22 protein-coding genes are annotated in these 25949 nt (G+C 71.3%); 12 read left to right on the top strand and 10 right to left on the bottom strand.

The window, feature by feature from the left end:
• Positions 1-5: 5 nt before the first annotated feature.
• The 3 genes from BM041_RS25880 to BM041_RS25870 form a co-directional block, all read right to left on the bottom strand.
• A complete protein-coding gene (locus BM041_RS25880) occupies positions 6-1892 on the bottom strand; it encodes an AMP-binding protein (protein ID WP_092962813.1) in 1887 nt (628 codons plus the stop codon).
• Positions 1889-2698, bottom strand: a complete 810-nt coding sequence (locus BM041_RS25875; RefSeq protein WP_092962812.1) for an ABC transporter ATP-binding protein — start codon at positions 2696-2698, stop codon at positions 1889-1891. The genes BM041_RS25880 and BM041_RS25875 overlap by 4 nt, the downstream gene beginning before the upstream one ends.
• Before the next feature lie 113 nt (positions 2699-2811).
• Positions 2812-3558 carry a glycerophosphodiester phosphodiesterase gene (locus BM041_RS25870; RefSeq protein WP_092962837.1) on the bottom strand — a complete coding sequence of 249 codons (747 nt, stop codon included), beginning with the start codon at positions 3556-3558 and terminating at the stop codon, positions 2812-2814.
• Positions 3559-3783: 225 nt separating this feature from the next.
• On the opposite strand from BM041_RS25870, the gene BM041_RS25865 reads away from it, so the two are divergent.
• Positions 3784-5160, top strand: a complete 1377-nt coding sequence (locus tag BM041_RS25865; RefSeq protein WP_175534183.1) for an oligosaccharide flippase family protein — start codon at positions 3784-3786, stop codon at positions 5158-5160.
• A gap of 19 nt (positions 5161-5179) precedes the next feature.
• Positions 5180-6112 (top strand): hypothetical protein, encoded by a 933-nt coding sequence (locus BM041_RS25860; RefSeq protein WP_092962810.1) that lies wholly within the window; start codon positions 5180-5182, stop codon positions 6110-6112.
• A 3-nt stretch (positions 6113-6115) separates the two neighbouring features.
• Here the strand turns inward: BM041_RS25860 and BM041_RS25855 are convergent, their stop codons facing one another.
• Genes BM041_RS25855 through rfbF form a run of 3 tightly spaced genes read right to left on the bottom strand, consistent with a single transcriptional unit; the run spans position 6116 to position 9215 of the window.
• Positions 6116-7207, bottom strand: coding sequence for an NAD-dependent epimerase/dehydratase family protein (locus BM041_RS25855; RefSeq protein WP_092962809.1), 1092 nt, complete (start codon positions 7205-7207; stop codon positions 6116-6118).
• Between the two features lie 11 nt (positions 7208-7218).
• The gene (locus tag BM041_RS25850; RefSeq protein WP_092962808.1) at positions 7219-8403 is read right to left on the bottom strand and encodes a hypothetical protein; all 1185 of its coding nucleotides are present in this window, start codon (positions 8401-8403) and stop codon (positions 7219-7221) included.
• An 11-nt stretch (positions 8404-8414) separates the two neighbouring features.
• The gene (gene rfbF / locus BM041_RS25845) at positions 8415-9215 is read right to left on the bottom strand and encodes a glucose-1-phosphate cytidylyltransferase (protein ID WP_092962807.1); all 801 of its coding nucleotides are present in this window, start codon (positions 9213-9215) and stop codon (positions 8415-8417) included.
• Between the two features lie 221 nt (positions 9216-9436).
• Between rfbF and BM041_RS25840 the strand changes: the two genes are divergently transcribed.
• The 5 genes from BM041_RS25840 (at position 9437) to BM041_RS25820 (ending at position 16789) form a co-directional block, all read left to right on the top strand.
• Positions 9437-10372: a hypothetical protein gene (locus tag BM041_RS25840; protein ID WP_092962806.1), complete on the top strand. Its 936-nt coding sequence runs from the start codon at positions 9437-9439 to the stop codon at positions 10370-10372.
• Between the two features lie 78 nt (positions 10373-10450).
• Positions 10451-12079 carry a glycosyltransferase family 2 protein gene (locus BM041_RS25835; RefSeq protein ID WP_092962805.1) on the top strand — a complete coding sequence of 543 codons (1629 nt, stop codon included), beginning with the start codon at positions 10451-10453 and terminating at the stop codon, positions 12077-12079.
• Positions 12080-12275: 196 nt separating this feature from the next.
• Positions 12276-12602: a hypothetical protein gene (locus tag BM041_RS25830; RefSeq protein ID WP_092962804.1), complete on the top strand. Its 327-nt coding sequence runs from the start codon at positions 12276-12278 to the stop codon at positions 12600-12602.
• Positions 12603-12808: 206 nt separating this feature from the next.
• A complete protein-coding gene (locus BM041_RS25825) occupies positions 12809-13879 on the top strand; it encodes a TRAP transporter substrate-binding protein (protein WP_092962803.1) in 1071 nt (356 codons plus the stop codon).
• Positions 13880-16789: a response regulator gene (locus tag BM041_RS25820; RefSeq protein WP_092962802.1), complete on the top strand. Its 2910-nt coding sequence runs from the start codon at positions 13880-13882 to the stop codon at positions 16787-16789.
• A 3-nt stretch (positions 16790-16792) separates the two neighbouring features.
• Here the strand turns inward: BM041_RS25820 and BM041_RS25815 are convergent, their stop codons facing one another.
• Positions 16793-17719, bottom strand: a complete 927-nt coding sequence (locus BM041_RS25815; protein WP_092962801.1) for a nucleoside hydrolase — start codon at positions 17717-17719, stop codon at positions 16793-16795.
• A 70-nt stretch (positions 17720-17789) separates the two neighbouring features.
• Between BM041_RS25815 and BM041_RS25810 the strand changes: the two genes are divergently transcribed.
• The 4 genes from BM041_RS25810 to BM041_RS25795 all read left to right on the top strand — a co-directional run bounded on the left by BM041_RS25810 (position 17790) and on the right by BM041_RS25795 (position 22848).
• The gene (locus tag BM041_RS25810) at positions 17790-18479 is read left to right on the top strand and encodes a phosphoribosyltransferase (RefSeq protein ID WP_092962800.1); all 690 of its coding nucleotides are present in this window, start codon (positions 17790-17792) and stop codon (positions 18477-18479) included.
• Positions 18476-20047, top strand: coding sequence for an ABC transporter substrate-binding protein (locus BM041_RS25805; RefSeq protein ID WP_245762275.1), 1572 nt, complete (start codon positions 18476-18478; stop codon positions 20045-20047). The genes BM041_RS25810 and BM041_RS25805 overlap by 4 nt, the downstream gene beginning before the upstream one ends.
• A complete protein-coding gene (locus tag BM041_RS25800) occupies positions 20044-21813 on the top strand; it encodes an adenine deaminase (protein WP_092962799.1) in 1770 nt (589 codons plus the stop codon). Before BM041_RS25805 ends, BM041_RS25800 begins: the two co-directional genes overlap by 4 nt.
• 63 nt (positions 21814-21876) lie before the next feature.
• The gene (locus tag BM041_RS25795; protein ID WP_092962798.1) at positions 21877-22848 is read left to right on the top strand and encodes a Bug family tripartite tricarboxylate transporter substrate binding protein; all 972 of its coding nucleotides are present in this window, start codon (positions 21877-21879) and stop codon (positions 22846-22848) included.
• Between the two features lie 10 nt (positions 22849-22858).
• On the opposite strand, the gene BM041_RS30180 is transcribed toward BM041_RS25795, so the two are convergent.
• Positions 22859-23203 carry a RidA family protein gene (locus BM041_RS30180; protein WP_139226183.1) on the bottom strand — a complete coding sequence of 115 codons (345 nt, stop codon included), beginning with the start codon at positions 23201-23203 and terminating at the stop codon, positions 22859-22861.
• A 147-nt stretch (positions 23204-23350) separates the two neighbouring features.
• Here BM041_RS30180 and BM041_RS30175 point away from each other — a divergent pair, with 147 nt between their 5' ends.
• On the top strand, positions 23351-24334 hold the full coding sequence (locus BM041_RS30175) for an ABC transporter substrate-binding protein (protein WP_139226182.1): 984 nt from the start codon (positions 23351-23353) through the stop codon (positions 24332-24334).
• Here BM041_RS30175 and opgC read toward each other — a convergent pair.
• On the bottom strand, positions 24304-25422 hold the full coding sequence (gene opgC / locus BM041_RS25780; protein WP_092962795.1) for an OpgC domain-containing protein: 1119 nt from the start codon (positions 25420-25422) through the stop codon (positions 24304-24306). The two genes, BM041_RS30175 and opgC, sit on opposite strands and share 31 nt — an antisense overlap.
• Before the next feature lie 2 nt (positions 25423-25424).
• A complete protein-coding gene (locus BM041_RS25775; protein WP_092962794.1) occupies positions 25425-25898 on the bottom strand; it encodes a DoxX family protein in 474 nt (157 codons plus the stop codon).
• Positions 25899-25949: the final 51 nt, after the last annotated feature.

Below are 25949 nucleotides of genomic sequence, written 5' to 3'. Positions count from 1 at the left end.
GCCCCCTATTCCGCCGCCATGGCCGGCGCCACCGTATCCGTCACGATCACGCGCAAGGTGGTGCGGATGCGCTGCTTCGTGCCGTCCTGGAAGGCGATCGTCGTATCCACGGGAATCTGTTCGTCGCCGCGGTAGATCGCCGCGATGATGTCGCCGTATTTCTGCGCGATGACGCCGCGGCGCACCTTGCGCGTGCGCGTCAGCTCCTCGTCATCCGCATCCAGTTCCTTGTAGAGCAGCACGAATTGCCGCAGGCGCTGCGCCGGCGGCAAGGTGGCATTCACCTTCACCACCTCCGCCCGCAGCAAATCCAGCACCTGCGTTCGCGCCGCCAGGTCGGAATAGGTGGTGAAGGCGATGCGGTTGCGCTCAGCCCATTTGCTCACGATGGGGAAGCGGATGCAGATCATCGCCGCCAAATGCGACTGCCCCGCGCCCAGCACCACCGCCTCCGCCACGAAGGGCGAGAATTTCAGCTTGTTCTCGATGTATTGCGGGCTGAAGCGATCGCCGCCGGATGTCTCGGCGATGTCCTTGATGCGGTCGATAACGACCAGCTGCCCGCCCTTGCCGAAATAGCCGGCATCGCCGGTATGCAGCCAGCCATCGCGGAGGTCGGCCGGCGCTTCCATGCCGAAATAGCCGCTGAACATGTTGGGATGGCGGGTCACGATCTCTCCCACGCCATTCGCATCGGGCTCATGCACGCGCAATTCGACGCTGTCGTCGAAGGGCACGCCGACCGTGTCGAAATCGACCTCCCCCTTCCGGTGCAGCGTATAGGCGCCCAGCAGTTCCGTCTGGCCGTACAATTGCCGCAGCGGCACGCCCATGGCCTGGAAGAAGCGGAAGGTCTCCGGCCCCAGCGCCGCGCCGCCCGTGGCGGCGGAGGTCAGGTTGGTGAAGCCGAGACGGTCCCGCAGCGCGCGGAACAGCAGCGTATCCGCCATGCCGGACCGCGTGCCCTTCGCCACCGCCTCCAGCCCCAACTTCATGCCAAGGTCGAACATCTTCCGCTTGAGCGGGCTCGCATCCATCACCCGCGCCCGCACCTCGGCCGCCAGCGATTCCCAGACGCGCGGCGCGAAGAGCACGAAGGTGGGCCCGATCTCCCGGAAATCGGCCATCATCGTCTCGGGCTCCTCGACGAAGTTGACCTTCATGCGCGCGATCAGCCCCCAGCCGAGGACGTAGATCTGCTCCATGATCCAGGGCAGCGGCAGGACGGAGACATATTCGTCCTGCGGCCCCTTGGGGTCCGCTTTCAGATAGGCCCGGCAATGCCGCACCAGCGCGCCGCTGGTCAGCATCGCCAGCTTCGGCCGCGCCGTGGTGCCCGATGTGGTGCAGAGGATGGCGATATCCTCCGCCTGCATCGCTGCCAGCAGCGCATCGTAATCGGCAGGGTCCTCGGAAGCCCCGATCCTGCACAATTCCTCCGCCGCCATCAGCCGCGGGTCGTCCAGCTTCCGCATCCCGCGGGGGTCGCTGTAGATGATGCGCCGCAGCCCCGGCACCTGGTCGGAGACCGCGAGCAGCTTGTCGACCTGCTCCTCATCCTCCGCGAAGACGATGGTGGCGCCGGCATGGGCCAGCAGATAGGCCACTTCCTCATCCAGCGCGTCGCGATAGATGCCGAGGCTGCGGCACCCCAGCGCATGGGCCGCGATCTCCCCCATCACCCAATCCGGCCGGTTGTCGCCGATCAGGGCGATCACCTCGCCCCGCTCGACGCCGAGGCGCTTCAGCCCCAGCGCGAACAGCCGCGTGCGAGCGTGGTAGTCGGCCCAGGTGAAGCTGCGCCAGATGCCGAACTGCTTTTCCCGCAGCGCGATCTCGTTGCCATGCTTGGCCGCATTGTCGGCCAGCAGTCGGGGAAGCGTGTCGGTCATGCGTCGATCTCGGCGGGATTCACCGCCTCATCGTCCACGCCGAGATAGGCGCGCCGCACCTGCGGATGCGCCATCACCTCCTCCGGCAGGCCCTCCGCGATCTTGCGCCCGAAGTCGAGCACCATGACACGATGGGAAATGTCCATCACCACGCCCATGTCGTGCTCGATCATCAGCACGGTCATGCCCCATTCCTGGTTGAGGTCCAGGATGAAGCGGGCCATGTCCTCCTTCTCCTCCAGGTTCATGCCCGCCATCGGCTCATCCAGCAGGATCAGCTTCGGCTTCAGCGCGACGGCGCGCGCCAGTTCCACGCGCTTGCGAAGACCATATGGAAGGGTGCCCGCCTGCGCCTTGCGCACATGCTGGATCTCGAGGAAGTCGATGATCTCCTCGACCTCCGCGCGATGGGCCAGTTCCTCGCGCTGCGCGCCGCCCCACCAATACATCATGCCGCGCAGGAAGCCGGCCTTCAGCAGATGGTGGCGGCCGACCATGATGTTGTCGAGCACGCTCATATGCCCGAACAGCGCCAGGTTCTGGAAGGTGCGCCCGATGCCGAGCCCCGCGCGCCGGTTCGGCCCCAGCTTCGTGATGTCCTGCCCATCGAACAGGATGCGCCCCTCGGTCGGGCGATACCGGCCGGAGACGCAATTGACCATGGAGGTCTTGCCCGCGCCGTTCGGGCCGATGATGGAGAAGACCTCGCCCTTGCGGACGCTGAAGGAGACGTCGGTCAGCGCCTTCACGCCGCCGAAGCGAAGGCTCACGCCCTCCGCCGACAGAATCGGATCCTCGTCGGCCACGCCGCCGTGTCCCCCCCTGGTTCGTCTCCTTGGGGCGAAGCTTACGCATGCGGCGCGGCAAGCCGCAACCCGTTACACCATGGCAGACTCGCTGCCCGTTTGCTGAGACATGTTCAGGCGCCGCCGTCGCGCAGGCGGATCGCCAGCGGCGGATCGTCGGTCGCGAAGATGTCGACGCCGATGTCGAGCATCCGGCGGATGCTCGGCGCGTGGTTGGCGCCCCACGTCCCCACCCCCAGCCCCGCCGCGCGGCAGCGCGCCAGGAATTCGGCGTCGATCACGCCTTCCGTCACGCCGATCTCGGGAAAGCCGTGATGCTTCGCCACCGCGATGATGCCGTCCAGGCCGATGTCGCGCAGCGTGGAGAGTTCGGACAGCCAGGCGACGCCCGCCAGGCCCCCGGCCTGCTGCGCCTCCGCCATCGTCTCCGCCTGGAAGCCGATGATCCAGCTGCGCGCCCGCTGCCCGCTGGCATCCAGCGTCGCCATCACCTTGGGCACGATGCCGGGATGGGGGCGGTTGTTCGCATCCACCTTGATCTCGATCCGCGGCGCCACCGCGGATGGCGCCAGGATGTCGAGATAGTCAGCCAGCGTCGGCGGCGCCTCCCCCGCCGTTCCGCGCACGCGAACGCGTGACAGTTCGGCGGCGCTGCGGGCGGAAACCGGGCCGCGCGTGTCGGTGGTGCGGTCCAGCGTCGCGTCATGCATCACGATTACCTCCCCATCCGCGGAGAGATGCACGTCGCATTCCGCCTGTTCCACCGCGAGGGTGGCGGATTCGCGGAAGGCCCGGGCGCTGTTCTCGGGCCAGAGGAAAAGGCCGCCCCGATGGGCGGCGATCAGGGTGCGGTGTGGCATGGCGCGGATGCTGGCGCGGGCGCGCGGCGAAATCCAGCCCCGGGGTCCGGGAACCGTTACCGTCCCTTCGCGCTAGGCCGGGGCACGGAGTTGTCAGCAGCGCGTGTCGGCAGAGCCGCCATATTGCACTGCACAAATCGCCGCCCCCTGCCAAGGAATACCGCCCTGCGACTCCCAGCCTCCCGCTCCCCCACCTGGGTCCTGGCGGAGACGGCGACCTCCGCCGTGTTCTCCCTGCTGTCGATGCTCGTCATCGGCCGCGTGATCGGCCCGGAGGCCACCGGCACCGGCATGGTGGCGATCGCGGCCTTCATGCTGCTGGATGTCGCCGGCGCCACGCTGTTCACGGATGCGGTGGTACAGCACCCGAGACTGACTCCGCAGCATGCCGGCAGCGCGCTGATCGGCGCCACGCTGGTGGGTTGCGCGGCGGCGCTGATCCTGGCGGCCGGCGCGCCTTTCCTGGCGAGTTCGGCGGATGCGCCGGCCGTGACGGCGCTGGCGCTGACCCTGGCGCCGCTGCTGCCGCTTTCCGCCTTCTCGGGCTGTGCCTCCGGCCTCGTGCTGCGGCAGCAGCGCTTCAAGCTGCTGGCGGCGCGGGTGCTGCTGGGCCAGCCGCTGGCGCTGGCCGTGGGGCTCGGCCTGGCGGCGCAGGGCTACGGCCCCTGGGCGATGATCGGCAACCAGGTGATCGCGACCATCACCAGCTTCCTGCTGATGGCCTTCCTCGGCCGCTTCGCCGCACGCCCCGCCATCGACCGCGCATCGCTGGCCGCGCTGTGGCCCATCGCCGGGCCGCAGGTGCTGGCGGTCTTCGTCATGGTCGGGCGCTACCGGCTGTTCCTGCTGGCGCTCGGCCTCGTGACCACGGAGGCGGTGCTGGCCGTCTGCCACTTCGCCTTCCGGATGCTGGATGCCGCACTCGTGATGGTGTGGCAGGCGACATCGCGCATCGCCATGCCGCGGCTCTGCGGCCTGCAGGGGGATGACCACGCACAGGCGGAAGCCTTCGGGGACCTCGCGCAGTTGCAGGCGCTGCTCGGCATGCCGCTGGCCGCCGGCATCGCGCTGACGGCGCCGGACCTGGTGCAGGCGCTGCTCGGCCCCGCCTGGTACCAGACCGCCCATGCCGCGCAGATCGTGGGGCTCAGCGCCGTCGTTACCTTCATCCATGGCGACACGACCAGCCTGTTCGTGGCGCGCGGCAAGCCGAAGCGGAACGTGACGGTCGCGGCGGCGGCCACCATCATCCCGCTGACGGCGCTGGCGATCTTCCAGCCCGCCACCCCGGCCGGCGTCGCCCTCGCCTGGGCGTCCCAGGCCCTCATCATGCCGCCGATCCTGACCTGGATGGTGCTGCGGGAGGTCGATCGTCCGCTGACCTGGCTGCTGGCGCGCATCGCGCCTGCCCTGGTGGCGACGGGCGCGCTGGCCGCCACCGTCATCGCGCTGGAACTCACGCTGCAGCTCTCCGCGATGGCGGAGCTGCTGGCGGCCGCGGCGCTGGGCGCCAGCGTCTATGGCGCGGTGGCCTGGATGATGCTGCGCGGTCGCCTGCCGCGCGCCCTGTCCCGCCGCGCCGGCCTGGTCGCCGCCGAATAGCCCGGAGGATTTCGTCCCCATGCCGGCCCGCACGCTGCTGCTGCTGCAGACGCACTACTTCGACGCCGGGGCGGCACGCGCCTTCCGTCGCCTGGTGGCGGAGGCGCCCGCCCATTTCGATTGCCGCGTGCTGATGCACCTGCCGCCCGGCGCGCCCGTGCCGCCGCGCCTCGCGCGCCATCCGCACCACATCGTCCGCACCGATGCGCTGCGCGCCATGCCCTATCCCCGAAAGACCGCGGCGGCGGACTGGACGGGCCGGGCGTGGGAGCTGTGGGGCGGCGGTCATTGCGACCTGATCCCGCTGCACGCCATGCGCGCGATGCCGGATTTCGACCGCTGCTGGGTGATGGAATACGACGTCGCCTTCACCGGCCGCTGGTCCCGCTTCTTCGATGCGTTCGAGGCCAGCGACGCGGATCTCCTCACCACCTGCGTCCGCACGCGCGACCACGACCCGCATTGGGTGTGCTGGCCCTCGCTGGCCGGGATCGAGACGCCGGAGCGGCTGGCGGAGGCCGCGACCGCCGCCTTCCTGCCGCTGTTCCGCGTCAGCCAGCGCATGTTCCGCACGATGGACGCGGCCTATGCCGCTGGCTTCGGCGGGCATCTGGAGGCCACCTGGTCCACGCTGGCGCGGCTGCGCGGCTTTGCCATCGAGGATATCGGCGGAGAGGGCCCCTTCGTCGCGCCCGGCAATGCGCGGCGCTTCTACACCTCCGCCGCCACCAGCGCCGCGCAGTTCTACCTGGCCCCCGGCACCTTCTTCGCGAAGCCCGCGATGTACCGCGCCGGCACGCGGCGGGACACGCTGTGGCATCCGGTGAAGCCCTGGCACTGGAAGGACGAGATCGGCGCGGGTTTCCGCGAATGGCGCATCATCGCCGGCGCGAAGCGCCGCGCGCTGCGGGACTGGATCGCCCGGCGCCGGGGTGGACCGGCGCCGGGCTGAGGATCAGGCCGCGCTGGCCACGACCTCATTCGCGGGCTGCGCCACGGTCCCGGACTGCCGGCGCAGATCGCCGTCGATCCGCCCGCGGCTGCGCAGCGCATCCAGCACGCGCAGCCGGATGAAGCGCCCCTCGCGGTAGTGCCGGTCGGCGAAGCCGATGGCGGCCAGCCCGTCGCGCAGCCCCTGGATCGCCTCCGCCACGCCGATGCGCGGCTGGTGGTCCGGCGCCAGGCGGCGGAACAGCCCGAAATCGACGCGGTAGCTCCGCTTGTCAGGCGGCGCATCGGCATTGATGGACAGCCGCGTGCCGGGGATCGCGGCCACGCAGGCCTCCGCCAGATCCTTCACCTGCAGGTTCCAGCCATCCGATCCCGCATTGACGGACAGCACCTGTCCCCCCGCGGCGGCATCGCGGCCGATCGCCCATGCGACGGCGCGCGCCATGTCCCGCACCTCGATCAGCGGGCGCCAGGGCGTGCCGTCCGACAGCACGCTGATCTCCCCATTCGCCAGCGCGCCCGCGACGAAATCGTTCAGCACCAGGTCGAGCCGCGTGCGCGGCGATGCGCCGCAGGCCGTCGCGAAGCGCAGGCAGGTCACGGTCATGTCGCGTGGCGCCATGGCGTGCAGCGCTTCCTCGGTCGCCACCTTGCTGCGGGCATAGGCGGTCAGCGGGTTCAGCGCGTCATCCTCCCGCCTCGGCCCGCCTTCCGCGAAGCCGTAGATGGAGCAGGAGGAGGCGAAGACGAAATGGCGCACCCCCGCCTCCCCGGCCAGCGCCGCCAGGCGGAGCGAGGCGCGGGCATTGATCTCCGCCGTGGGCGCCTCATACCGCAGGCCCATCGGGTCGTTGGAGATGGCGGCCAGGTGCACCACGGCGTCCACATCCCGCAGCAGCGACGCGGGCAGGTCCCGCACATCGCCGAAATGCTGCGCGTCCAGCAGCGATTCCGGCAGGCCTTCCGTCGTCGTCAGGCAATCCGCGAAGAAGGCGGCGTCGTAGCCGACCAGCGTGGCGCCGGGCAGCGTCGCGCGCAGATGCGCCGCGACCACGGGCCCGACATAGCCCATGTTGCCGGTGATGAGGATGCGCATGGAGGTCTTCCTCAGACGATGTCGATGGCGGGAAGAGGCACGACGAAGCGGCCGCCCCAGGCGCGGATGCCCGGCAGGCGGCAGGCCAGTTGCGCCGCCGACGCATCGGCCAGCAACAGCACGAAATCGGGCTTCGCCTGGTCCAGCGCCGCCGGCGGACGGATCGGGATGCTGGTGCCGGCAAGCATCATCCCCTGCCGGGCGGGGTCGTCATCGATCGTGAAGGCCAGCAATTCGGGGCCGATCCCGCACCACGTCAGCAGCGTGGTGGAGGCTGGCGGCACGCCGATCCCGATGACGCGTTGCCCCGCGCGCTGGACGCCGACGAGGAAATCCAGCAGCGCGCATTTGGCCTCCACAAGCTGGACGGCGAAGGCGCGATAGGCATCGGCCCCCGGCAGGCCGGCCGATGCCTCGCGGCGGCGCAGGGCCTCGATCGCCGGGGTCAGCGGCTTGCCGCGATCCTCCGCATGGCGCGCCAGCAGCCGCAGTCCGCCGCCGTCGCGCCCGGTGGCGACGGCATCGAAGATCACCAGCCCGTGCTGCGCCAGCACCATCTCCGCCGTCGCCAGCGTGAACCAGGACAGCAGGCCGTGCCGGATCCGGTCGATCCGCCTGCCTTCCATCATCCGTTGCAGCGACGGCACGTCCAGCATCAGCACGCCGCCAGGCGCCAGGAATTCGCGCAGCCCCGCCGCCAGCGCGTGCAGGGAAGGCGCTTCCGCCATCGCATCCGGCACCAGCAGCAGCGCGGGTTCCAGCCCCTCCGCCCGCAGGCGGCGCGCCTGGTCGATGGAGAATCCGCCGGCCTGCTGCTGCATGACGGGCACACCGCGGCGCGCGAGGGCGGGCAGCATGGCGCCCGGCCCGATCTCCGCCACCGGCGTCCAGGCATCCAGCCGCAGCGCCGCCACCATGGCGGCCGCGAAGCCTTCGGCCTGCCAGGGCGCCGAAGGCGGCAGCGCCACGGAAGGCGCGGGATGCGGCAGCTGGACCAGGCGGCAATCCGAACAGACCATCAGCCGCAGCGGGTGGCAGGACAGGCCGCCCCCCGGCGGCGCCGGTGCCGCATCCAGCGGCGCCAGGCCGAGATCGGCGACCACCTCCTCCAGCGCCAGGCCGCAGCAGCGGCAGGGCGGCGCGGCGGCCGGCGGGGCGCGCATGCCGTCCCAGCATGCCTCATGCAGCCAGGCCATGGCGGGCGCCCTCAGGCCGGTACCGCGGCCCGGGGCTGGTCCATCCAGGGCGCCTCGCCCGCGCTCCACATCGCTTCCAGCGCGCGCTTGTCGCGCAGCGTGTCCATGGAATGCCAGAAGCCGTCATGCTCCCAGGCCATCAGCTCGCCATCCTCGGCCAGCCGCTCCATCGGCTCCTTCTCGAAGACCGTCTCGTCGCCGGGGATGTAGTCCAGCACGCGCGGCGACAGGATGAAGAAGCCGCCATTGATGCGCATGCCGTCGCCGGGTGGCTTCTCCCGGAATTTCTCGACGCGGCCCGATTCATCGGTCTCCAGCGCGCCGAAGCGGCTGGGCGGGCGCACCGCCGTCACGGTGGCGGCGCGGCCATGGCTTTCGTGGTAGTCGATCAGCCCGCGGATATCGATCTGCGCGACGCCGTCGCCATAGGTCATGCAGAAGGGCTCGTCGCCGACGTAATCCGCCAGGCGCTTCAGCCGCCCGCCCGTCATCGTCTCCGCCCCCGTATCCACCAGCGTCACCTTCCAGGCTTCCGCGCGGCCGACATGGGTGGAGATGTCGTTGCGGCCGTAGTCGAAGGTGACGTCGGACATGTGCAGCCGGTAGTTCGCGAAGAACTCCTTGATCATGTAGCCCTTGTAGCCCAGCGCGATCACGAACTCGTTGATGCCGTGCGCCGAATAGATCTTCATGATGTGCCACAGGATCGGCCGCCCGCCGATCTCCACCATCGGCTTCGGCCGTGTCTCCGTCTCCTCCATCAGCCGGGTCCCGTAGCCGCCCGCGAGGATGACTGCCTTGCGCACCGTCATGACGTGATTTCCCTGATGGCCCGGCGCCCGCCGCGGTGCCGGAACGACTGGCTGGGGAAGCGCGGCCGCAAGGCGAAGGTTCCGCCACTCACGCGGTTGCCAGAAGCGCCCTCCCATCCGCGTGCGTCGCGGCATCTTGAGGCGCATTGCGATCGCGCAGCGCGCAGGCTGGGGCGCGACGATCACGGCGCCCGATGCGCGCCGCACGACAAGGCCCCGCCATGCCGCCGACCACCGCGCTGCTGTTCCAGACCCACTTCTTCGATCGCTGGGCGGCCCGGGCCTTCGACCAGCTCCGCGCGGGCTGCCCGCCGCATATCCAGCCGGTGGTGGTGATCCACCTGGCCCCCGGCGCGCCGGTGCCCCGGCGCCTGGCGGCGGTGCCGCACCACATCGTCCGCTCCCCGGAGATGCGCGACCCCGCCTATCCCGCCAAATCCGGCGGCGAGGCCTGGACCCTCTGGGCCGGCGGGCACACCGACCTCATCGCCCTGCATTACTGGCGCGCCCAGCCGCAGCACGCCCGCTACTGGGTGGTGGAATACGATGTCCGCTATTCCGGCCGGTGGAGCCGCTTCCTTGCCACTTTCGAGGATGACCCGGCGGACCTGCTGGTGCCCGGGCTGATCCCGCGGGTCTCCGACCCCGACTGGTACAACTGGCCGTCGCTGCATGCGCCGATGCCGGTGCCGGAATCGCGGCAGTGGCGCGCCTTCCTGCCGATCTACCGCGCCTCTGCCACCATGATGCGGGTGATGGACACGGCCTATCGCGAAGGCTGGGGCGGGCATTGCGAGGCCACCTGGCCCACGCTCGGCATGGAAGCGGGGCTGACGGTGCTCGACCTCGGCGGCGATGGGCCGATGACGCCCCGGCGCTACCGCGGGCGGCACTACACGAACACGCCGCTGCAGGTGAACCTCGCCCCCGGCACGCTGGTGTTCAAGCCGCCGCTGTACCGGATGGGCACGAGGCCCGACATGCTCTGGCACCCCGTGAAGCCCTTCTTCTGGCGGGCGGAGGTGAAGGAGGGGCTGCGCGACATCCGCCGCCGCGCCGGCATCGTCATCCGCGGCGGCCTCGCCTGGTGGCGCGGGCGGCGTGCGCCCCTGCCCGGGCCGGCGGCGGAGCCCGCGCGCCCCGCCCCCATGGCCTGACCGCCCCGCCCCCCCGGCAGGCAACCGCATCGCAGCCGGGACGTTGCGCGGATGCCCTGACCGGAGACGACCCTTCCCGTGAGCACCGCCTGCTTTCGACCGACCACCGCCGCCGATCCCGCGCCCGCGCCGCTCCTCGGCGTGGCGGTGCTGGGCGCCGCGCCAGGGCTGGCGGACCGGCTCGCCGGCTGGGGGGCGCGGGCCATACCGGGGCAGGACGAGGCGGCGCTGCGGCAGGCGCTGGCCGATCCCGGCCTCCGCTGCCTTGCCTGGCTGCCGCCCGGCGCCCTGCCCCTGCGCCGCCCGGCGGCGATCGCCACCGCGCTGCTGGCGGGCGACCATCCCGGCATCGGGCCGGGCGATGCCTGGTGCCTGGCCGCCCCGACCGCCCGGCGGCTGGCGGCCGAAGGCCCGGCCGATGCGCAAACCCTCGTCGCCCGCGCCCGCGCCAGCCTGCCGCCGCCCCCGGCGCCGCTGGCGCATCGGCGGCCGGATGGGGCGGCGCTGGGGCTGGCGGATCTGCCGGCGGCCTTCGGCAGCGGCCTGCCCTTCGCCGCCCCCTTCCATGACGACCCCATGGTCACCGCCCGGATCCTGGGCGGCTCCATCGCCACGGCGCGCAGCCCGCGGCCCACCCTGCCCGACGGCCTGGCCCCGATCGGCCCGCCGCCCGCGCCCCGGCCCGGGGAGATCCTGGCCGTGCTGGTCGTGCGGAACGAGGCGCTGCGCCTGCCCGCCGCCCTCGATGCCGCCCGCGCGCTCGGCGTCGACCGCGTCATCGTCATCGACAACCGCTCCACCGACGGCACGCGGGATGTGGCGCTGCAAGCCGGGGCGCATCTGGTCGATGCGCCGGGGGACTACCCGGCCTCCGGCTTCGGCATCGCCTGGGCCAATGCGGTGCTGGATGCCTGGGGACGCGGCCATTGGGCGCTGGTGCTGGATGCCGATGAACAGCTGGTCTTCCCGGGCAGCGACCGGGGCGGGCTGCGCGCCCTGACCCGGCACCTGGACGCGGCGGGCGCGGAAGCCTTCCGCACCATCCTGCTGGACTGCTTCCCGCGCGGGGCGCTGGCGGAGTGCGGCTATCGCGCCGGGGAGGATCTGCGCGCCGCCGCGCCGCTGTTCGAACCGCCCCGCCTGCGCCGCGAAGCGATCGAGGGCTTCCCCGGCACGCTGGACTATGGCGGGGTACGGGAGAGGCTGTTCTTCCCGGAGGCCGACCCGACGCGGGGGCTGCGCTGGGTCCGGCAGAAGCTGTTCAACCTCGGCCTGCGCATCCCGGCGCTGAGGACCGATGCCCGGTTCCTGGCGCTGGCGCCGCCGCGATCACCCACTCTGACGAAGCTGCCCCTGATCCGCTGGCGGGACGGCGCGGCGCTGCTGGCCTCCACCCACCGGATCGCGCCCATGCGGATGGCGGCGGAACAGCCGACCGGCGTGCTGCTGCACTTCAAGTTCCTGCAGGATTTCCACGAACGCGCCGTCGATGCGGTGACGCGGGGCATCCACTACGACGGTTCCCGCGAATACCGCCGCTACCTCCGCAAGCTGGAAGCCGACCCCGCCTTCGCCCTTGCCGGGCCGGACGCCCGGGAATGGCAGGGGCCGGAGGCGCTGGTGGCGCTGGGGCTGATGCAGGACACCCCGGCCTGGCAGCGGGACCGCCTGGCGGCGCACGACCAGGGGGCGCGCCTTCCGGGCTAGGGCCTGAGGACACGTGGCTGCGGGCGCGCTCGGCGGCGTCTTTCCGCGCCTGGGGCGTCGGGGTCAGGGCGACGATGGAACCCCATCGCCGCCCCGCCCCCTCCTGCCAGGCACGAAAATCCACTCGCCGATCGCATCCCGGGCCAGGTGTCCACAGGCCCTAGGCGAAGCGACGGTTTGGGGCAACAATCCGGGCATGAGCCTGTCCCTCGTCATCCATCGTCCAGAACCCGCCGATGCGGCGGATGCCAGCCCGGAGGCCGGGGGCGTGGAGGAGATGCGCAAGGCCGTGCGCGATGCCGTGTGGGAAGTGGCGGATGCGCATTGGGCGGTGGCGGAGGACAGCATCCTCGTCTCCACCGACCTGTCGCCCTCCTACCTCGTCAGTCATTTCAAGCGCGCCCTGGCGCGGCGGGGCTTCACCCGCAGCGGCCTGCTGCTGGTGACGGCCGTCGGCCCGAAGGCGGCGTGGTCCGGCCTTTCCCCGGATTCCGAGGCGTGGCTGCGCGATATGCTGCCCTGACGGCCACGCCGTCTTTTCCCCTCATGCTTGCCCAATCCTTCAGCAATTTCATCGCCCGCGAGGCCTTCGGCGCGATGCGGACCGGCGTGACTCGCGTTAGGGTTGTCGCAATCGTTAAAGAAATTGCTATACCATCGCGGGAGACGGTCCCGGCGCCCGCTACACGGGATGGTCAGGACGGTGATCGCTGTTTCGGGGAATTCCGCATGCGCTTGGCACGCTGCCGCCTGGGTCTTGCCGCCGCGTCCCTGATGGCGCTGGCGCTGGCGGCCTTCACGCCGGCCCAGGCGCAGCAGGAACCGCAGGCGCGCCTGAAGATCGTCGGCGGCCTGGCCGATGTCAGCCAGTATGTCCGGTACGAGGAACCCTTCTGGCGCCGCCGCATCACGGAACTGACGCAGGGCCGGGTGGTGGCGGAGATCGCCCCCTTCGACCGCAGCGGCATCCGCGGGCAGGAGATGCTGCAACTCATGCGCCTCGGCGTCGTGCCCTTCGGCACCGCGCTGCTGGCCATCGTGGCGACCGAGGAGCCGGAGTTCAACGCGGTGGACCTGCCGGCGCTGTCGCCGGACATGCGCACGCTGCGCCAGACCGTCGGCGCCTATCGCCCCCACATCGAACAGGTGCTGCGGGAGCGGTATTCGATCGAGCTGCTGGGCATCTACACCTACCCCGCCCAGGTGGTGTTCTGCACCCGCCCCTTCGCCGGCCTGTCGGACCTGGCCGGCCGGCGCATCCGCACCTCCTCCGTCGGGCAGTCGGAGATGGTGCAGGCCCTCGGCGCCACCCCGGTCGTGACGCCCTTCGCCGAAATGGTCCAGGCGATCCGCGGCGGCGTGGTGGAATGCGCCATCACCGGCACGCTGTCGGGCAACGCCGTCGGGCTGCATGAGGTGACGAGCCATGTGCACGCCATGGCGATCACCTGGGGCATCTCCATCTTCGGCGCCAATTCCACCGCCTGGGCGGCCCTGCCCCCCGATATCCAGGACATCATCCGCCGCGGCGTGGCGGATCTGGAGCCCGAGATCTGGAACGCCGCGGACAGGGAGACGGGTGACGGCCTGGCCTGCAATGCCGGCCAGCCCGCCTGCACCACCGGCCGCCGCGGCAGCATGACGGTGGTGCCCGTCACCGCCGCCGATGATGAGCGCCGCCGCCGCCTGCTGACGGAGGTGGTGCTGCCGCGCTGGGTGAACCGCTGCGGCATGGATTGCGTGGATGCCTGGAACGAGCACCTGGCCCCCACCCTCGGCATCCGGGCGCGGCCTGAGTAGATGCAGACCGCCCGCCGCCTCCGCCTCGCCGTCCTCGGCGCCGTCTTCGCCATCCTGCTGGCGCAGGTGGTGGCGACGGCGCTGCTGATGGAACGATCGCGCGATGCGGCCCTGACCGCGGCCAGCGACACGGCCAACCGCGTCAGCCGGGCGGTGGAAGCCTCCATCAACCGCAACTTCGTGCAGGTGGACGCCATGCTGGCGGGCCTGCCCTCCATCCTGGCGCCCTATGCCCAGAACGGGCGGTTCGATGCCAATGGCGCCGGCCGCGTGATGCGGGAGTTGAACAACCAGAACTTCACCTTCCGCGACGTGCTGCTGGTCGGGGCGGACGGGATGCCGATCGCCACCGCCCTCGCCGTCTCCCGCCGCCGGCCGCTGCCGCTCCCGCTCGGTCCCGCCTTCACCGATGCCGCGCCCCATGCCGGCAGCGTGATGATCGGCGGGCCGGTGCAAAACCCCGCCACCGGCGAATGGGCGCTGTTCTTCGCCCGCCCGATCCGGATGCCGGTCATCGGCAATGTCACCGCCGTGGCGGAGGTGCCGGTGCCGCTGGTCGGCTCCCTCCTCGCCGTCGGCGGCGAAGCGCCCGGCATGCGCGTGACGCTGGAACGCGATGACGGCACGCTGCTGGCCGCCCTGCCGCATGACGAGACACGGATCGGCCGACGCCTGGCCGTGCCCGCCGGCGCGCTGACCGGCGCCAGCCAGGCCCGCAGCCGCTTCAACGACGAACCGGTCCTCGTCTCCGTCCGCCCGACCCTCTACCCCTCCCTCTCCGTCGTCACGACGGTGGAGCGTGGCGCAGCGCTGGCGGGGTGGGAGTTCGACCGCGAACGCGCGCTGCTCGTCTCCGGCGCCTTCGCCGCCCTGGTGCTGGCGCTGGCCGCCGCCCTGCTGCTCGGCCTCCGCCAGCGGGAGAAGGTGGAGGCCGAGCGCGCGCGCTGGCGATCGACGCTGGAGAATGCGCTGGAGAGCATGTCGGACGGCTTCGTCATGTTCGGGCCCGACGACCGGCTGATCGCCTGCAACCAGCGCTACAAGGAATTCTACGCGATCAGCGCGCCCTTCATCAAAGCGGGCGCCGCCTTCCGCGACATCATGCGCGAAGGTGCCAAGCGCGGGCAGTATCCCCAGGCCGTGGGCGACCTGGAGGCCTTCATCGACGAGATGGATGCCTGGCGCCACGCCAACAACCCGCCGATCGAACGCCTGCTGCCCGATGGCCGCTGGGTGCTGATCACCGAACGCAGCACGCCGGATGGCGGCACCGTCGGCATCCGCACCGACATCACGCCGCTGAAGCGCGCGATGGACGAACTGGCCGCCGCCCGCGACGGCGCCCGCGCGGCCGGGGAGGCCAAGTCCCAGTTCCTGGCGCGCATGTCGCATGAACTGCGCACGCCGCTGAACGGCGTTCTCGGCTTCGCGCAGGTGCTGCTGCGCGACCCGAACCTGACGGATGAGCAGCGGGAGCAGGTGGAGACCCTGCACGATGCCGGCCGCCATCTGCTCGAACTCGTCAACAGCCTGCTCGACCTCTCCAAGATCGAGGCCGGCAAGCTCGACCTTCATTTGCGGGACGTGGCGGTGCGCCCGCTGCTCGACGCATGCGCCGGCCTGCTGGCGCCGGAGGTGGACCGCAAGGGCCTGATCCTGGCGCTGGACATCGCCCCCGCCACGCCCCCGGCGGTGGAGGCCGATGCCACGCGGCTGCGGCAGATGCTGCTCAACCTGCTGTCCAACGCCGTGAAGTTCACGCCGCCCGGCGGCCGCGTCGATTTCCGCGCCCTGCCGCTCTCCGGCGGCCGCCCCGGCCTGCGGATCGAGGTGAAGGATACCGGCCCCGGCGTGCCGCCGGAAAAGCGGCACCTGCTGTTCGAGGATTTCTCCCAGCTCTTCCCCGTGGCGGGGCAGGATGGCGCGGGCACGGGCCTCGGCCTTGCCATCTCCGCGCGCCTTGCCGCCGCGATGGGCGGGCAGATCGGCTGCGACAGCGCCGCCGGCCAGGGCGCGCTGTTCTGGGTGGAACTGCCGCTGCGGGAGGTCCCGCTGCCCGCCGCCGCGCTGGCCGCCGCGCCGGCGGAGATGCTGCCCGCCGCCCCGGGCCGCAGCCTGCGCGTGCTGGTGGCGGACGACGTCGCCGCCAACCGCATGGTGGCCCGCGCCATGCTGGTCGCCGCCGGCCACCGCGTGGACAGCGCCGCCGACGGCGCGGAAGCGCTGGCCGCGGTGGAGCGCGACAGCTACGACGTGGTGCTGATGGATGTGCAGATGCCGGTGATGGACGGGCTGGAAGCAACCCGCCGCATCCGGGCCCTGGATGGCGCGCGCCAGCGCGTGCCGGTGCTGGCCGTCACCGCCTCCGCCCTGCCGGAACAGGTGGCGGCCTGCCGCGCCGCCGGCATGGATGGGCACCTGGCCAAGCCGATCGACCGCGAAAGCCTCCTCGCCGCCGTGCAGCGCCTGGCCGCCGGCCATTCGCTGGATGAGAGCGGGCACGCCACCTCCCGGGAGATGCAGCAGCCGCTGCTGGATGGCGCCGCGCTGCGCAACCTGGCCGCCGACCTCGGCCCCACCGCCGATGTCGTGATCAGCGAATTCGTGGGCGAGGTGCGGCTGGGCTACGAGACCCTGTCCACCCCCGCCATCGCCCAGGACCTGCCCCGGCTGCGCCACGCCGCGCACCGGCTGCTGGGGGCCGCCCGCACGCTGGGCGCCCGGCGCCTCGGCGCGGTGACGGAGTTCATGCAGGCGGAACTCCACGCCGGCCGCGACCCCAGCGCCAGCCTGCGCCAGGTGCTGGAAGTGGCGGCGGCGACGCTGCCGCTGGTCGAGGCCCCGACGAGCCGCCTCGCCACCAATGATACCGTGCCGCCGCCGCGCCTCGCCCAGGGCGTGGGGGACTGAGGGTCAGGGCAAAGGCGCGATCCGCGCCGCCAGCAGGTCGAAGAAGCCGGGCGCGTCCAGCGTCTCCATGAGCGCGAGGTTGGCGGGCCGGCCCAGCCGGTTCCAGCGGTCGATCACCGTCCGGCCGCGCGAAGGCCCCGTCGTGCAATCGACCTCCGCCTCCGCTTCCTTCACGCCGAACAGATCCGGCGCGATCACCCAGGCGATGGCGCAGGGATCGTGCAGCGGGAAGCCTTCATGGTGCATGCGCCGCGACATCGGCAGCGCCCGCAGGATGGCCAGCGCCGCCCGCCAGCAGGCGCCGCCCTCCCGCGCCGCCAGTCCCTCGATCACCGCCGGCGTCACCTTGGCCTGGAAGGTCAGGTCCAGCGTCGCGATCGCGACCTTGAGGCCGAGGTTGAGCAGGATGGCCAGCGCCTCCGGGTCGTTCCAGGCGTTGAACTCGGCGGCCGGGGTGATGTTGCCCTCCGACCAGGCGCCGGACATCAGCACCAGATCCTGCACGCGGTCCACCAGCGCGGGTTCGGTCGCGAAGGCCAGCGCCAGGTTGGTGACGGGGCCGAGGCCGATGACCGTGACGGAACCCGGGGGCGAGGCCCGCAGCAGGTCCCGGATGGCATCGGCCGCGATCCCCGGCGCCAGCGGCGGCCCGGCGGGCAGCACCACGCCGCCCAGCCCATCATTGCCATGCACCGCCGTCTCCGCACGGAAGGGCGCCATCAGGGACCGCTCGGCCCCGGCGACGATGGGAATGTCCCGCCCCGTCAGCCCGACCACGGCGCGGGCATTGGCCGTGGTGCGGTCCAGCCCGACATTCCCGCCCGCCACGGTGATGAGCTTCACATCCAGTTCCGGCGACCCCAGCGCCAGCCACAGCGCGACGGCGTCATCCGTCCCCGGGTCGCAATCGATGATGGTGGTGCGCGGCATGGCTCGTCCCGGGTTGCGGCTGTGCGGCGCAGCATGCCACGGTGCGGCGTCCACACCCAATGGAAGCCTGATGGAGTTCTGGCAGCGGTTCGAGGCGCCCGACGGTGCGTCCGGACCCTTTTCCGCCTCCTACCCCGCGACGATGCCCGATGGCCGCGTGCTGTCCCTGCCGCTGCGCGATTTCGGCGATTTCGGCGTCGCGGGCCTCATCGCCAACCAGGCCAGCTTCCCCGTGGTGCGCGCGCTGGCGGGCTGGATGGCGGAGGCGGCGCGGCCGATCGGCGCCGAGATCGTGGTGGGCCTGCCGAGCCTCGGCCAGGTCTTCGCGCCCCTGGTGGCGGAGGCGCTGGGCCACCCGAACTGGGTCGCGCCCGGCTGGTCCCGCAAGCGGTGGTATGAGGAACGGCTGTCGGTCCCCGTCCACTCCATCACCTCCCCCGCGGAGCGCCGCCTCTGGCTCGACCCGCGGATCCTGCATCGGCTGGAGGGTCGGCGCGTGCTGCTGGTGGATGACGTGGTCAGCACCGGGGCCTCCGCCCTCGCGGGCCTGGCGCTGCTGAAGGAAGCGGGCGTCACGCCTGTCGGGCTGCTGGTCGCCATGGCGCAGGGCCATCGCTGGCAGGCGGGATGGCCGCCCGCCATCCCCGTGCGCGCCGCCTTCGCCACCCCCATCTTCCGCCCCGCGGGGGCCGGCGGCTGGCTGCCGGAAGCCGGCACCGCGCCCTACGCCCTCTGCCCGCCTTTGGATCACGCCGCATGATGAAGTCGCTTCGCGCCGCCCTGCTGGCCGCGCCGCTCCTCGCCGCCCCCGCCATGGCGCAGGATTCGATCCGCATCGGGGTGGAGGCCGGGCCCACCAGCCTCGACCCGCATTTCGCCAGCCTCATCACCAACATCGCCTTCAGCCGGCACATCTTCCAGCCGCTGATGGAACAGGATGCGCGCCAGGCGCTGCGCCCCGCCATCGCCCTGTCCATGCGCGCGGTCGATGAACTGACCTGGGAGGTGAAGCTCGACCCCGTCGCGCGCTTCCATGACGGCGCGCCGGTGACGGTGGAGGATGTGGCCTTCACCATCGCCCGCGCCGGCGACGTGCCCAACTCCCCCTCCTCCTTCCGCTACGCCACCCGCCCCATCGCGGCGGTGGAGGCTGTGGATGCGACGACGCTGCGCCTCCGCACCACCCAGCCGACGCCGCTGCTGCCGAATTTTCTGGCCCTCGTCATGATCGTGTCGAAGAAGCACGGCGAAGGCGCGACCACGCAGGACTACAATGCCGGCCGCGTCATGGTCGGCACCGGGCCCTTCCGCCATGTCTCCTGGCAGCCCGGCAGCCCCGTGGTGATGGAACGCAACCCCGGCTTCCACGGCACCGCGCCCGCCTTCGCCCGCGTGGAATTCCGGCCCATCGCCAATGCCGGCGCCCGCACCGCCGCGCTGCAATCGGGCGATGTGGACCTGATCGAGATCGTGCCGCCCGACCACCTGGCGCGCTTCCGCGCCGATGCCGCGCGCTTCACCGTGGCCGAGAGCCCGTCCAACCGCCTGCTGTTCCTGACGCTGGACAGCGACCGGGAGGACAGCCCCCATATCCGCGGCAAGGATGGCGCGCGCATCCCGAACCCGCTGCGCGATGCGCGGGTGCGGCGCGCGCTGTCGCTGGCCATCAACCGCGATGCGCTGGTCAGCCGCGTGTTGCAGGGCCAGGGGATGCCGGCGGGGGACCTCGGCCCGCCCGGCTATTTCGGCACCTCCCCGGACATGACGCCACCGCCCTTCAACCTGGAGGAGGCGCGGCGCCTGCTGGCGGAAGCCGGCTGGGCGCAGGGCTTCGCCGTGCAGGTCAACGGACCCAATGACCGCTTCGTCAATGACGAACAGGTGGTGCAGGCCATCGCGCAGATGTGGACGCGGCTCGGCCTGACCACCACGGTGGAAACGCGCACCCGCGCGGTGTGGCTCAGCGAGGCCGCGCAGCTGCGCTACAGCGTGAATTTCGCGGGCTTCTCCCCCAACCCCGAGCTGCTCGGGATGCTGGAGACGCAGATCCACAGCTGGAACACCACCCTCGGCCTCGGCACCGCCAATCGCGGCCGCTTCAGCAATGCGGAGGTCGATGCGCTGATCCAGCAGGCGCGCACGACGATCGATGACGAGCAGCGCCGGGCGCTCACGCAGCGCGCGACGCGCCTCGCGCTGGTCGACCACACCGCGCTGATCCCGCTCTATTTCGCCCAGAACACCTGGGCGATGCGCCGCGGCTTCACCTACGAACCCCGCACCGATGAGATGACGCTGGCCTTCAGCGCCGGAAGGGCTGCCCGATGACCCACGACCCCGTCGATCCCGCGCTCCGTGCCCGCGCCGTCCAGGCCGCGCGCGGTTCCGCCCGCTTCGACCTGCTGCTGATGGGCGGCACCGTGGTCGATGTCGCCACCGGCGAACTCCGCGCCGCCGATATCGGCATCGTCGGGCCGATCATCGCCTCCGTCCACGCGCCCGGAAGCCGGGAGGATGCGGAGCGGATCGAGGATGTGTCGGGCAAATTCCTCGCCCCCGGCTTCATCGACAGCCACCTGCATTACGAAAGCAGCCTGATGGCGCCGGCCGATTATGCCGCCAGCGTCGTCCCCGCCGGCACCACCACCTGCGTCTGGGACCCGCACGAACTCGCGAATGTGCTGGGCCTGCCCGGCGTGCGCTGGGCCATCGATGCGTCGCGCGACCTGCCGCTGCGGTCCCTGGTGGCGGCGCCCTCCTGCGTGCCCTCCGCGCCGGGGCTGGAGGTCGCAGGCGCCGATATCGGCCCGGCGGAGATGGCGGAGATGCTGTCCTGGCCGGAGATCGCCGGCGTGGCGGAGGTGATGGACATGCCCGGCGTGCTGCGCGGCACGCCGCATATGGCGGGCATCGTCGGCGCGGGGCTCGCTTCCGGCAAGAACGTCAACGGCCATGCCCGCGGCATGGTGGATGGCGACCTGCAAGCCTATGCCAGCGCCGGCGTCACCAGCTGCCATGAGATCGTGGGCCCGGAGGATTTCCTCCAGAAGCTCCGCACCGGCATGACGGTGGAGCTGCGCGGCAGCCACGACTACGTCCTGCCCGGCGTGCTGACGGCGCTGGCCGCGCTGCCGATGCTGCCGCCCAACCTGGTCTTCTGCACCGACGACATCTTCCCGGATGAGCTGCTGGAGAAGGGCGGGCTGCGCGACACGATTTCCCGAATCATCGCCCGCGGCATGAACCCCATCGCCGCGATCCGCTGCGCGACCTTCCACGCGGCGATGCGGCTGAAGCGCGACGATATCGGCCTGATCGGTGCCGGGCGGCAGGCGGATATCGTGGTGCTGTCGGACCTGCCCTCCGTGACGGTGGAGCGCGTCTTCACCGCGGGGAAGCTCGTTGCGCGCGACGGCAAGCTGATCGAGCCGCCGCGCCGCACCAAGGGGCCGACGGACACGGTGAAGCTCGCCGTCCAGCCCATCGAATCCTTCATGCCGCGCGTGAACGGCGTCGGCGACGGCACGGCGCGCCTGAGAAAGATCGTCGGCGCGCGGCATGGGAAGTGGGGCAGCGTGGAGGTCGCGGTCCGCAACGGCTTCGCGGTCCTCCCGCCCGACCACGCCTGCATCACCATCATCCACCGCCATGGCCGCGTGCCCGCCACGCCGCAGACCGCCATCATCGAGGGCTGGGGCAACCCGCGCGGCGCCATCGCCACCACCATCAGCCATGACAGCCACAACCTGCTGGTCCTCGGCCGCGATCCCGCCGACATGCAGGCCGCCGCCAATGCGCTGATCGAATGCGGTGGCGGCATGGCCGTGGCGCGGAACGGCAAGGTCACCGCCCTGGTCCCGCTGCCCATCGCCGGCCTGCTGGCCGAAACGCCGCCCGACGTCACCGCCGCCAATTTCGCGGCCCTGCGGCAGGAGGCCGACCAGGTGATCGACTGGCAGGGCCCCTTCCGCGTCTTCCGGGCGATGACGGGCCTGTCGCTGGCCTGCAACCCGGCGCCGCACCCGACCGACCTCGGCCTGACCGATGGCGCGACGGGGGAAATCTTCGACCCCGCGGAGCCGCTTCCCGCCTGATGGGACTTGTTGCGGCGCATCGGCCTCCTTAGCCTTCATGCCTTGAAGGCACGGAGATCACGCATGCGCCGCCGTCCCCTGCTGCTGACTGCGCTCGCCACCCTGCCCTGCCCCGCCTTCGCGCAGACCGCGCGCGCCTGGGCGCCGCCGACGCGCATGATCATCGGCTATGGCGCCGGCAACATCACCGACCAGGTGGCGCGGGTGCTGCTGGATGTGATCGGACAGCGCCATGGATGGCGCACGGCGGCGGAGAACCTGCCCGGCGCCGGCGGGATGCTGGGCGCCAACAACCTGATCCGCGCGCCCGCCGATGGCAGCGTCTGCGGCGTGGTGGCGGCGGCGGCGCTGACCATCCTGCCCCACATCCAGCGCAACCCGCGCTTCGATCCCTTCCCCGATCTCCAGGCGGTGACGGGGCTCGCGATCTCCAGCTCCTTCCTCGCGGTGAATGCGGCGCTGCCGGTGCGCAGCCTGGCTGACCTTGTGGCCTATGCGCGGTCGCGCCCGGCGGACAGCCCGGTCTTCTACTACTCCCCCGGCAACGCCACCGTGCCGCATCTGAACCTGGAAGCGCTGTCGCGGGGGCTCGACTTCCCCATGCAGCACGTGCCCTACCGCACGAGTGCCGCCGGCAACACCGACCTGCTGGCCAATCGCGTGCAGGTCACGATGGACAGCTTCTCAATCACCCTGCCGCACATCCAGTCCGGCGTGTTGCGGCCGCTGGCCTTCAACGGCACCGAACGCCATCCCCTGCTGCCGGAGGTGCCGACCATGGCGGAAGCGGCGCCCGGCATCCAGCTGATGAATGCCTGGATGGCGGTCTTCTTCCCCAAGGCCACGCCCGCCACGACGGTGGATCGCGCGGCGGCCGATATCCTGGACGCCGTCCGGTCCCCCGCCTTCGCGGAGAAGCTGCCCATCGGCACCTCCCCCTTCGCCCTCGGCCCGGCCGAACTGGCGGACCGCGTGCGGAGCGAGGGCGCGCGCATCGGCCGCCTGATCGCGGATATCGGCCTGACGCCGGATTGACGGCTGCCGGTCAGCAACAGGCGATGCAGTCGATGGAGACGAGGAAGTCGGGATGCGCCAGCTTCCGGCTCTCGATCGTCTGCCGCGCGGGGTAGTTGCCGGGCTCGAAGTAGGTCTTGAAGATCGCGTCGAACTCCGCGTAGCGGTCCATGTCCGTCAGCGCGATGGTCATCTTCACCGCGCGGTCGAGCCCGCTGCCCGAATCCTCCAGGATCGCGATGATGTTCTTCATCACCTGGTGGAGCTGCGCGGCGAAATCGCCCTTGGCGATCTGCCGGTCGCCATGGAAGGGCGTCGCGCCCGTGACATAGACCATCCCCCCCGCCTTCACGGCGTGGGAGACGCCGGATCGCATCCAGGTGACCCTGGATGACGTGATGACCTGCCTGTCCAACGCGGGAGCCTCCGGATCGTGGGGCCGCAGTGTAGGCACGCTTCCTTGTTGCGTCCCAACCCGGTTCGGGCACAATCCCTGCAATCGATTTCGGAGGAAACGGACATCATGATCCGCATCACGCGACGCCTGCTTCTGGGCACCTCGGCCGCGGCGCTGGCCGCCCCCGGCATCGCCAGCGCGCAGGCCACGACGCTTAAGGTGAAGGTCTTCCCGGGCCTCGCCAACCTGCCGCTTTTCGCCGGGCAGCACACCGGCGCCTTCGAACGCCGCGGCCTCAACATCGTCATCGAGAACACGCCCAATTCCGACGTGCTGCGGAACGGCCTTGCGGCAGGCGACCACCAGCTCGTCGTGGCCGGCGTGGACAATGCGGTGGCGATGGCCGAAGCGGGCCATGACATCGGGATCCTTATCGGCGGCGACAGCGCCTTCAACGCCTTCTACGTGAAGCCGGAGATCCAGAACTGGGCCGGGCTGCGCGGCAGGACGCTGATCGTCGATGCGCCCAACACCGCCTATGCGCTGGTTGCCTACAAGATGCTGGCGATGAACGGCCTGCCGCGCGGCAGCTACGAGATCCGGCCGACGGGCGGCACCTTCGCCCGCTACGAGCTGATGTTCAACGACCCGACCGCCCATGCCTCCATGCTGAACCCGCCCTTCTCCCTCCAGGCGGAGGATCGGGGCCTGCGGCGCCTGTCCACCGTCACCGAAGCGGTCGGCCCCTATCTCGGCAATGCGGGCTGGGCCATGCGGGCCTGGGCGGCGGCGAACCGGGACGTGGTCCATCGCTACCTCCAGGGCTATATCGAGGGCATCCGCTGGATGCTGGCGCCGGCCAACACCGATGCGGTGACGGCGCTGCTGGCCGACCGCCTGCGCATCCCCGCCCCGCTGGCGCGGCGCAACCTCGCCTTGCTGACGGCGCCGGAAACCGGCTCCGCCATCGATGGCCGCTTCGACCTGCAGGGCTTCCGCACCGTGCTGGCCGTGCGGGCGGAGGTGCTGGGCAGCTGGGGCGGCACGCCGCCGGCGCCCGACCGCTACCTCGACCTCGGCTACTGGGAACGCGCCGTCGCTTCCCTGTAGGAGACGGCCCTGTCGCCTTCGCGCCACCGCGCGAAGGCGATCAGCAGCGCGATCCCGGCCGGGATCAGCGCCAGGTCCAGCAGCAGGCGATCCGCCGGGAACAGGCGGAACAGCGCCGCCGCCATCCAGGACAGGAACAGCCCCACGCAGAAGACCTGCAGGCTGTTCCGCCCGATCGCGGCCATGGCCTGCGGGAAGGCGTGGTGCATCCAGCGCGCCTCCCGCGGCACGATGATGGACACCAGCCAGGCCAGCGACAGCGCATGGGCCAGGCGCAGCGGCGCCAGCACATCCTTGTCCGTCAGCGACAGGACCCAGGCCGGCATTTCGGGCACGAAGCCGTGCATCGACAGCTTCACCCAGAACCCCATCAGCACGACGCTGACGGCCAGCGAGACCAGCCACCAGGGCCGTGGCAGCGGCGCCGCGCCATGCAGCGCCCGCCATCCAAGCCAGACGCCGGTCATGAACAGCACCTGCCAGGCCAGCGGGTCGAAGGCGATAGAGGTCCCGCCCAGCGCCGGCGGCATCAGGCCGAGGATCTGCGTCGCGGCGTACAACCCCCAGGGCAGCAGCAGCGCCCGCGCGCCGAAACGTCCCAGCAGCAGCACGAAGCCCGGCAGCAGCAGCATGAGCAGGACGAACAGCGGCAGCACGCCCATGAAATCCGGCTGGTAGAGCCCGACCATGGCGCCCGGCAGCGCGAACCAGGGCTCATTCAGAAGCCACCCCCAGCCCCCCGCCTGCGCCACGCCGGCCAGCGGCGTCAGCCGGTCGAAGGCGAAGACCATGGCGGCAAAGCCGAGGAAGACCAGCAGATGCATCCGCCACAGCCGCCCGGCCCGCATGGCGATGTCCCGCCAGGCCGCGCCGAAGCCGTCGCGCGCGAATTTCAGGGAGAAGACGGACCCCAGCACCAGCCCCGACAGCAGCACGAATTGTTCGGAGCTGTCGGAAACACCCCAGGCCGCATGGATGCCCCAGGCGAAGGCGGTGCCGAAGGCGTGGCTGACGAAGATGGAGACCTGCATCCATCCCCGCAGCACATCGAGCCGCAGGTCGCGCGGCGGGCGCTTCAGCACCGCCATGGTCACGCCGCCACCGGCAGGAAGCGCGCCCGTAGCCGCGCCAGCAGGCCCACCGCTTCCGCCCGATGCGCGAAGAGCACCAGCAGCGCCATGAACCAGGTGAAGACCGCTTCCTTGAACAACTGCCCGCCATCGCCGTAGGGATCGATGCCGAGCGGGCTGACGGTGTGGAAGAAGATCGCGCCCGACATGGTGCCGAGCGACAGCGCCGCGCCGATCATCCGGGTGCGGGGGATCAGCACGAAGACCGCGCAGAAGATTTCCAGGATGGCGACGAACAGCCGGAAGGGCTTCTCCCCGCCCGGCGTGCCGAGCCAATCCGACAGGATGGTGAAAAGGTGGACCGAGCCCTCGTTCCCCGTCAGCTTGAACTGCTGGTACCAGGTCAGCTCATAGGCGATCCAGATCGCCGCCGGCCAGGCCAGCAGCGTCAGGATGCGATCGGCCTTGGGTGAGAGGGGGATGAAGGGGGACATCGGGGGCTCTCCGCTCGGGATCTGCCCCCTGCTTCGCCCCCGTGATGCGCC

Origin of the sequence: Falsiroseomonas stagni DSM 19981, assembly GCF_900114315.1 — a bacterium.
In the GTDB taxonomy this organism is placed as follows: domain Bacteria; phylum Pseudomonadota; class Alphaproteobacteria; order Acetobacterales; family Acetobacteraceae; genus Falsiroseomonas; species Falsiroseomonas stagni.
The sequence above is the reverse complement of the archived record's forward strand: the minus strand, read 5'-3'. Positions and strand labels throughout refer to the sequence as shown.

Bases quoted from the DNA above. Each gene is read 5' to 3' on its own strand.
- BM041_RS30180 (WP_139226183.1), bottom strand. From the start codon at position 23,203: ATGCGATCCGGCGTCTCCCACGCCGTGAAGGCGGGGGGGATGGTCTAT.
- BM041_RS25825 (WP_092962803.1), top strand. From the start codon at position 12,809: ATGCGCTTGGCACGCTGCCGCCTGGGTCTTGCCGCCGCGTCCCTGATG.
- BM041_RS25815 (WP_092962801.1), bottom strand. From the start codon at position 17,719: ATGCCGCGCACCACCATCATCGATTGCGACCCGGGGACGGATGACGCC.
- BM041_RS25880 (WP_092962813.1), bottom strand. From the start codon at position 1,892: ATGACCGACACGCTTCCCCGACTGCTGGCCGACAATGCGGCCAAGCAT.
- BM041_RS25830 (WP_092962804.1), top strand. From the start codon at position 12,276: ATGAGCCTGTCCCTCGTCATCCATCGTCCAGAACCCGCCGATGCGGCG.
- BM041_RS25860 (WP_092962810.1), top strand. From the start codon at position 5,180: ATGCCGGCCCGCACGCTGCTGCTGCTGCAGACGCACTACTTCGACGCC.
- BM041_RS25800 (WP_092962799.1), top strand. From the start codon at position 20,044: ATGACCCACGACCCCGTCGATCCCGCGCTCCGTGCCCGCGCCGTCCAG.
- BM041_RS25810 (WP_092962800.1), top strand. From the start codon at position 17,790: ATGGAGTTCTGGCAGCGGTTCGAGGCGCCCGACGGTGCGTCCGGACCC.
- BM041_RS25805 (WP_245762275.1), top strand. From the start codon at position 18,476: ATGATGAAGTCGCTTCGCGCCGCCCTGCTGGCCGCGCCGCTCCTCGCC.
- BM041_RS25795 (WP_092962798.1), top strand. From the start codon at position 21,877: ATGCGCCGCCGTCCCCTGCTGCTGACTGCGCTCGCCACCCTGCCCTGC.
- BM041_RS25820 (WP_092962802.1), top strand. From the start codon at position 13,880: ATGCAGACCGCCCGCCGCCTCCGCCTCGCCGTCCTCGGCGCCGTCTTC.
- rfbF (WP_092962807.1), bottom strand. From the start codon at position 9,215: ATGACGGTGCGCAAGGCAGTCATCCTCGCGGGCGGCTACGGGACCCGG.
- opgC (WP_092962795.1), bottom strand. From the start codon at position 25,422: ATGGCGGTGCTGAAGCGCCCGCCGCGCGACCTGCGGCTCGATGTGCTG.
- BM041_RS25840 (WP_092962806.1), top strand. From the start codon at position 9,437: ATGCCGCCGACCACCGCGCTGCTGTTCCAGACCCACTTCTTCGATCGC.
- BM041_RS25855 (WP_092962809.1), bottom strand. From the start codon at position 7,207: ATGCGCATCCTCATCACCGGCAACATGGGCTATGTCGGGCCCGTGGTC.
- BM041_RS25775 (WP_092962794.1), bottom strand. From the start codon at position 25,898: ATGTCCCCCTTCATCCCCCTCTCACCCAAGGCCGATCGCATCCTGACG.
- BM041_RS25850 (WP_092962808.1), bottom strand. From the start codon at position 8,403: ATGGCCTGGCTGCATGAGGCATGCTGGGACGGCATGCGCGCCCCGCCG.
- BM041_RS25870 (WP_092962837.1), bottom strand. From the start codon at position 3,558: ATGCCACACCGCACCCTGATCGCCGCCCATCGGGGCGGCCTTTTCCTC.
- BM041_RS30175 (WP_139226182.1), top strand. From the start codon at position 23,351: ATGATCCGCATCACGCGACGCCTGCTTCTGGGCACCTCGGCCGCGGCG.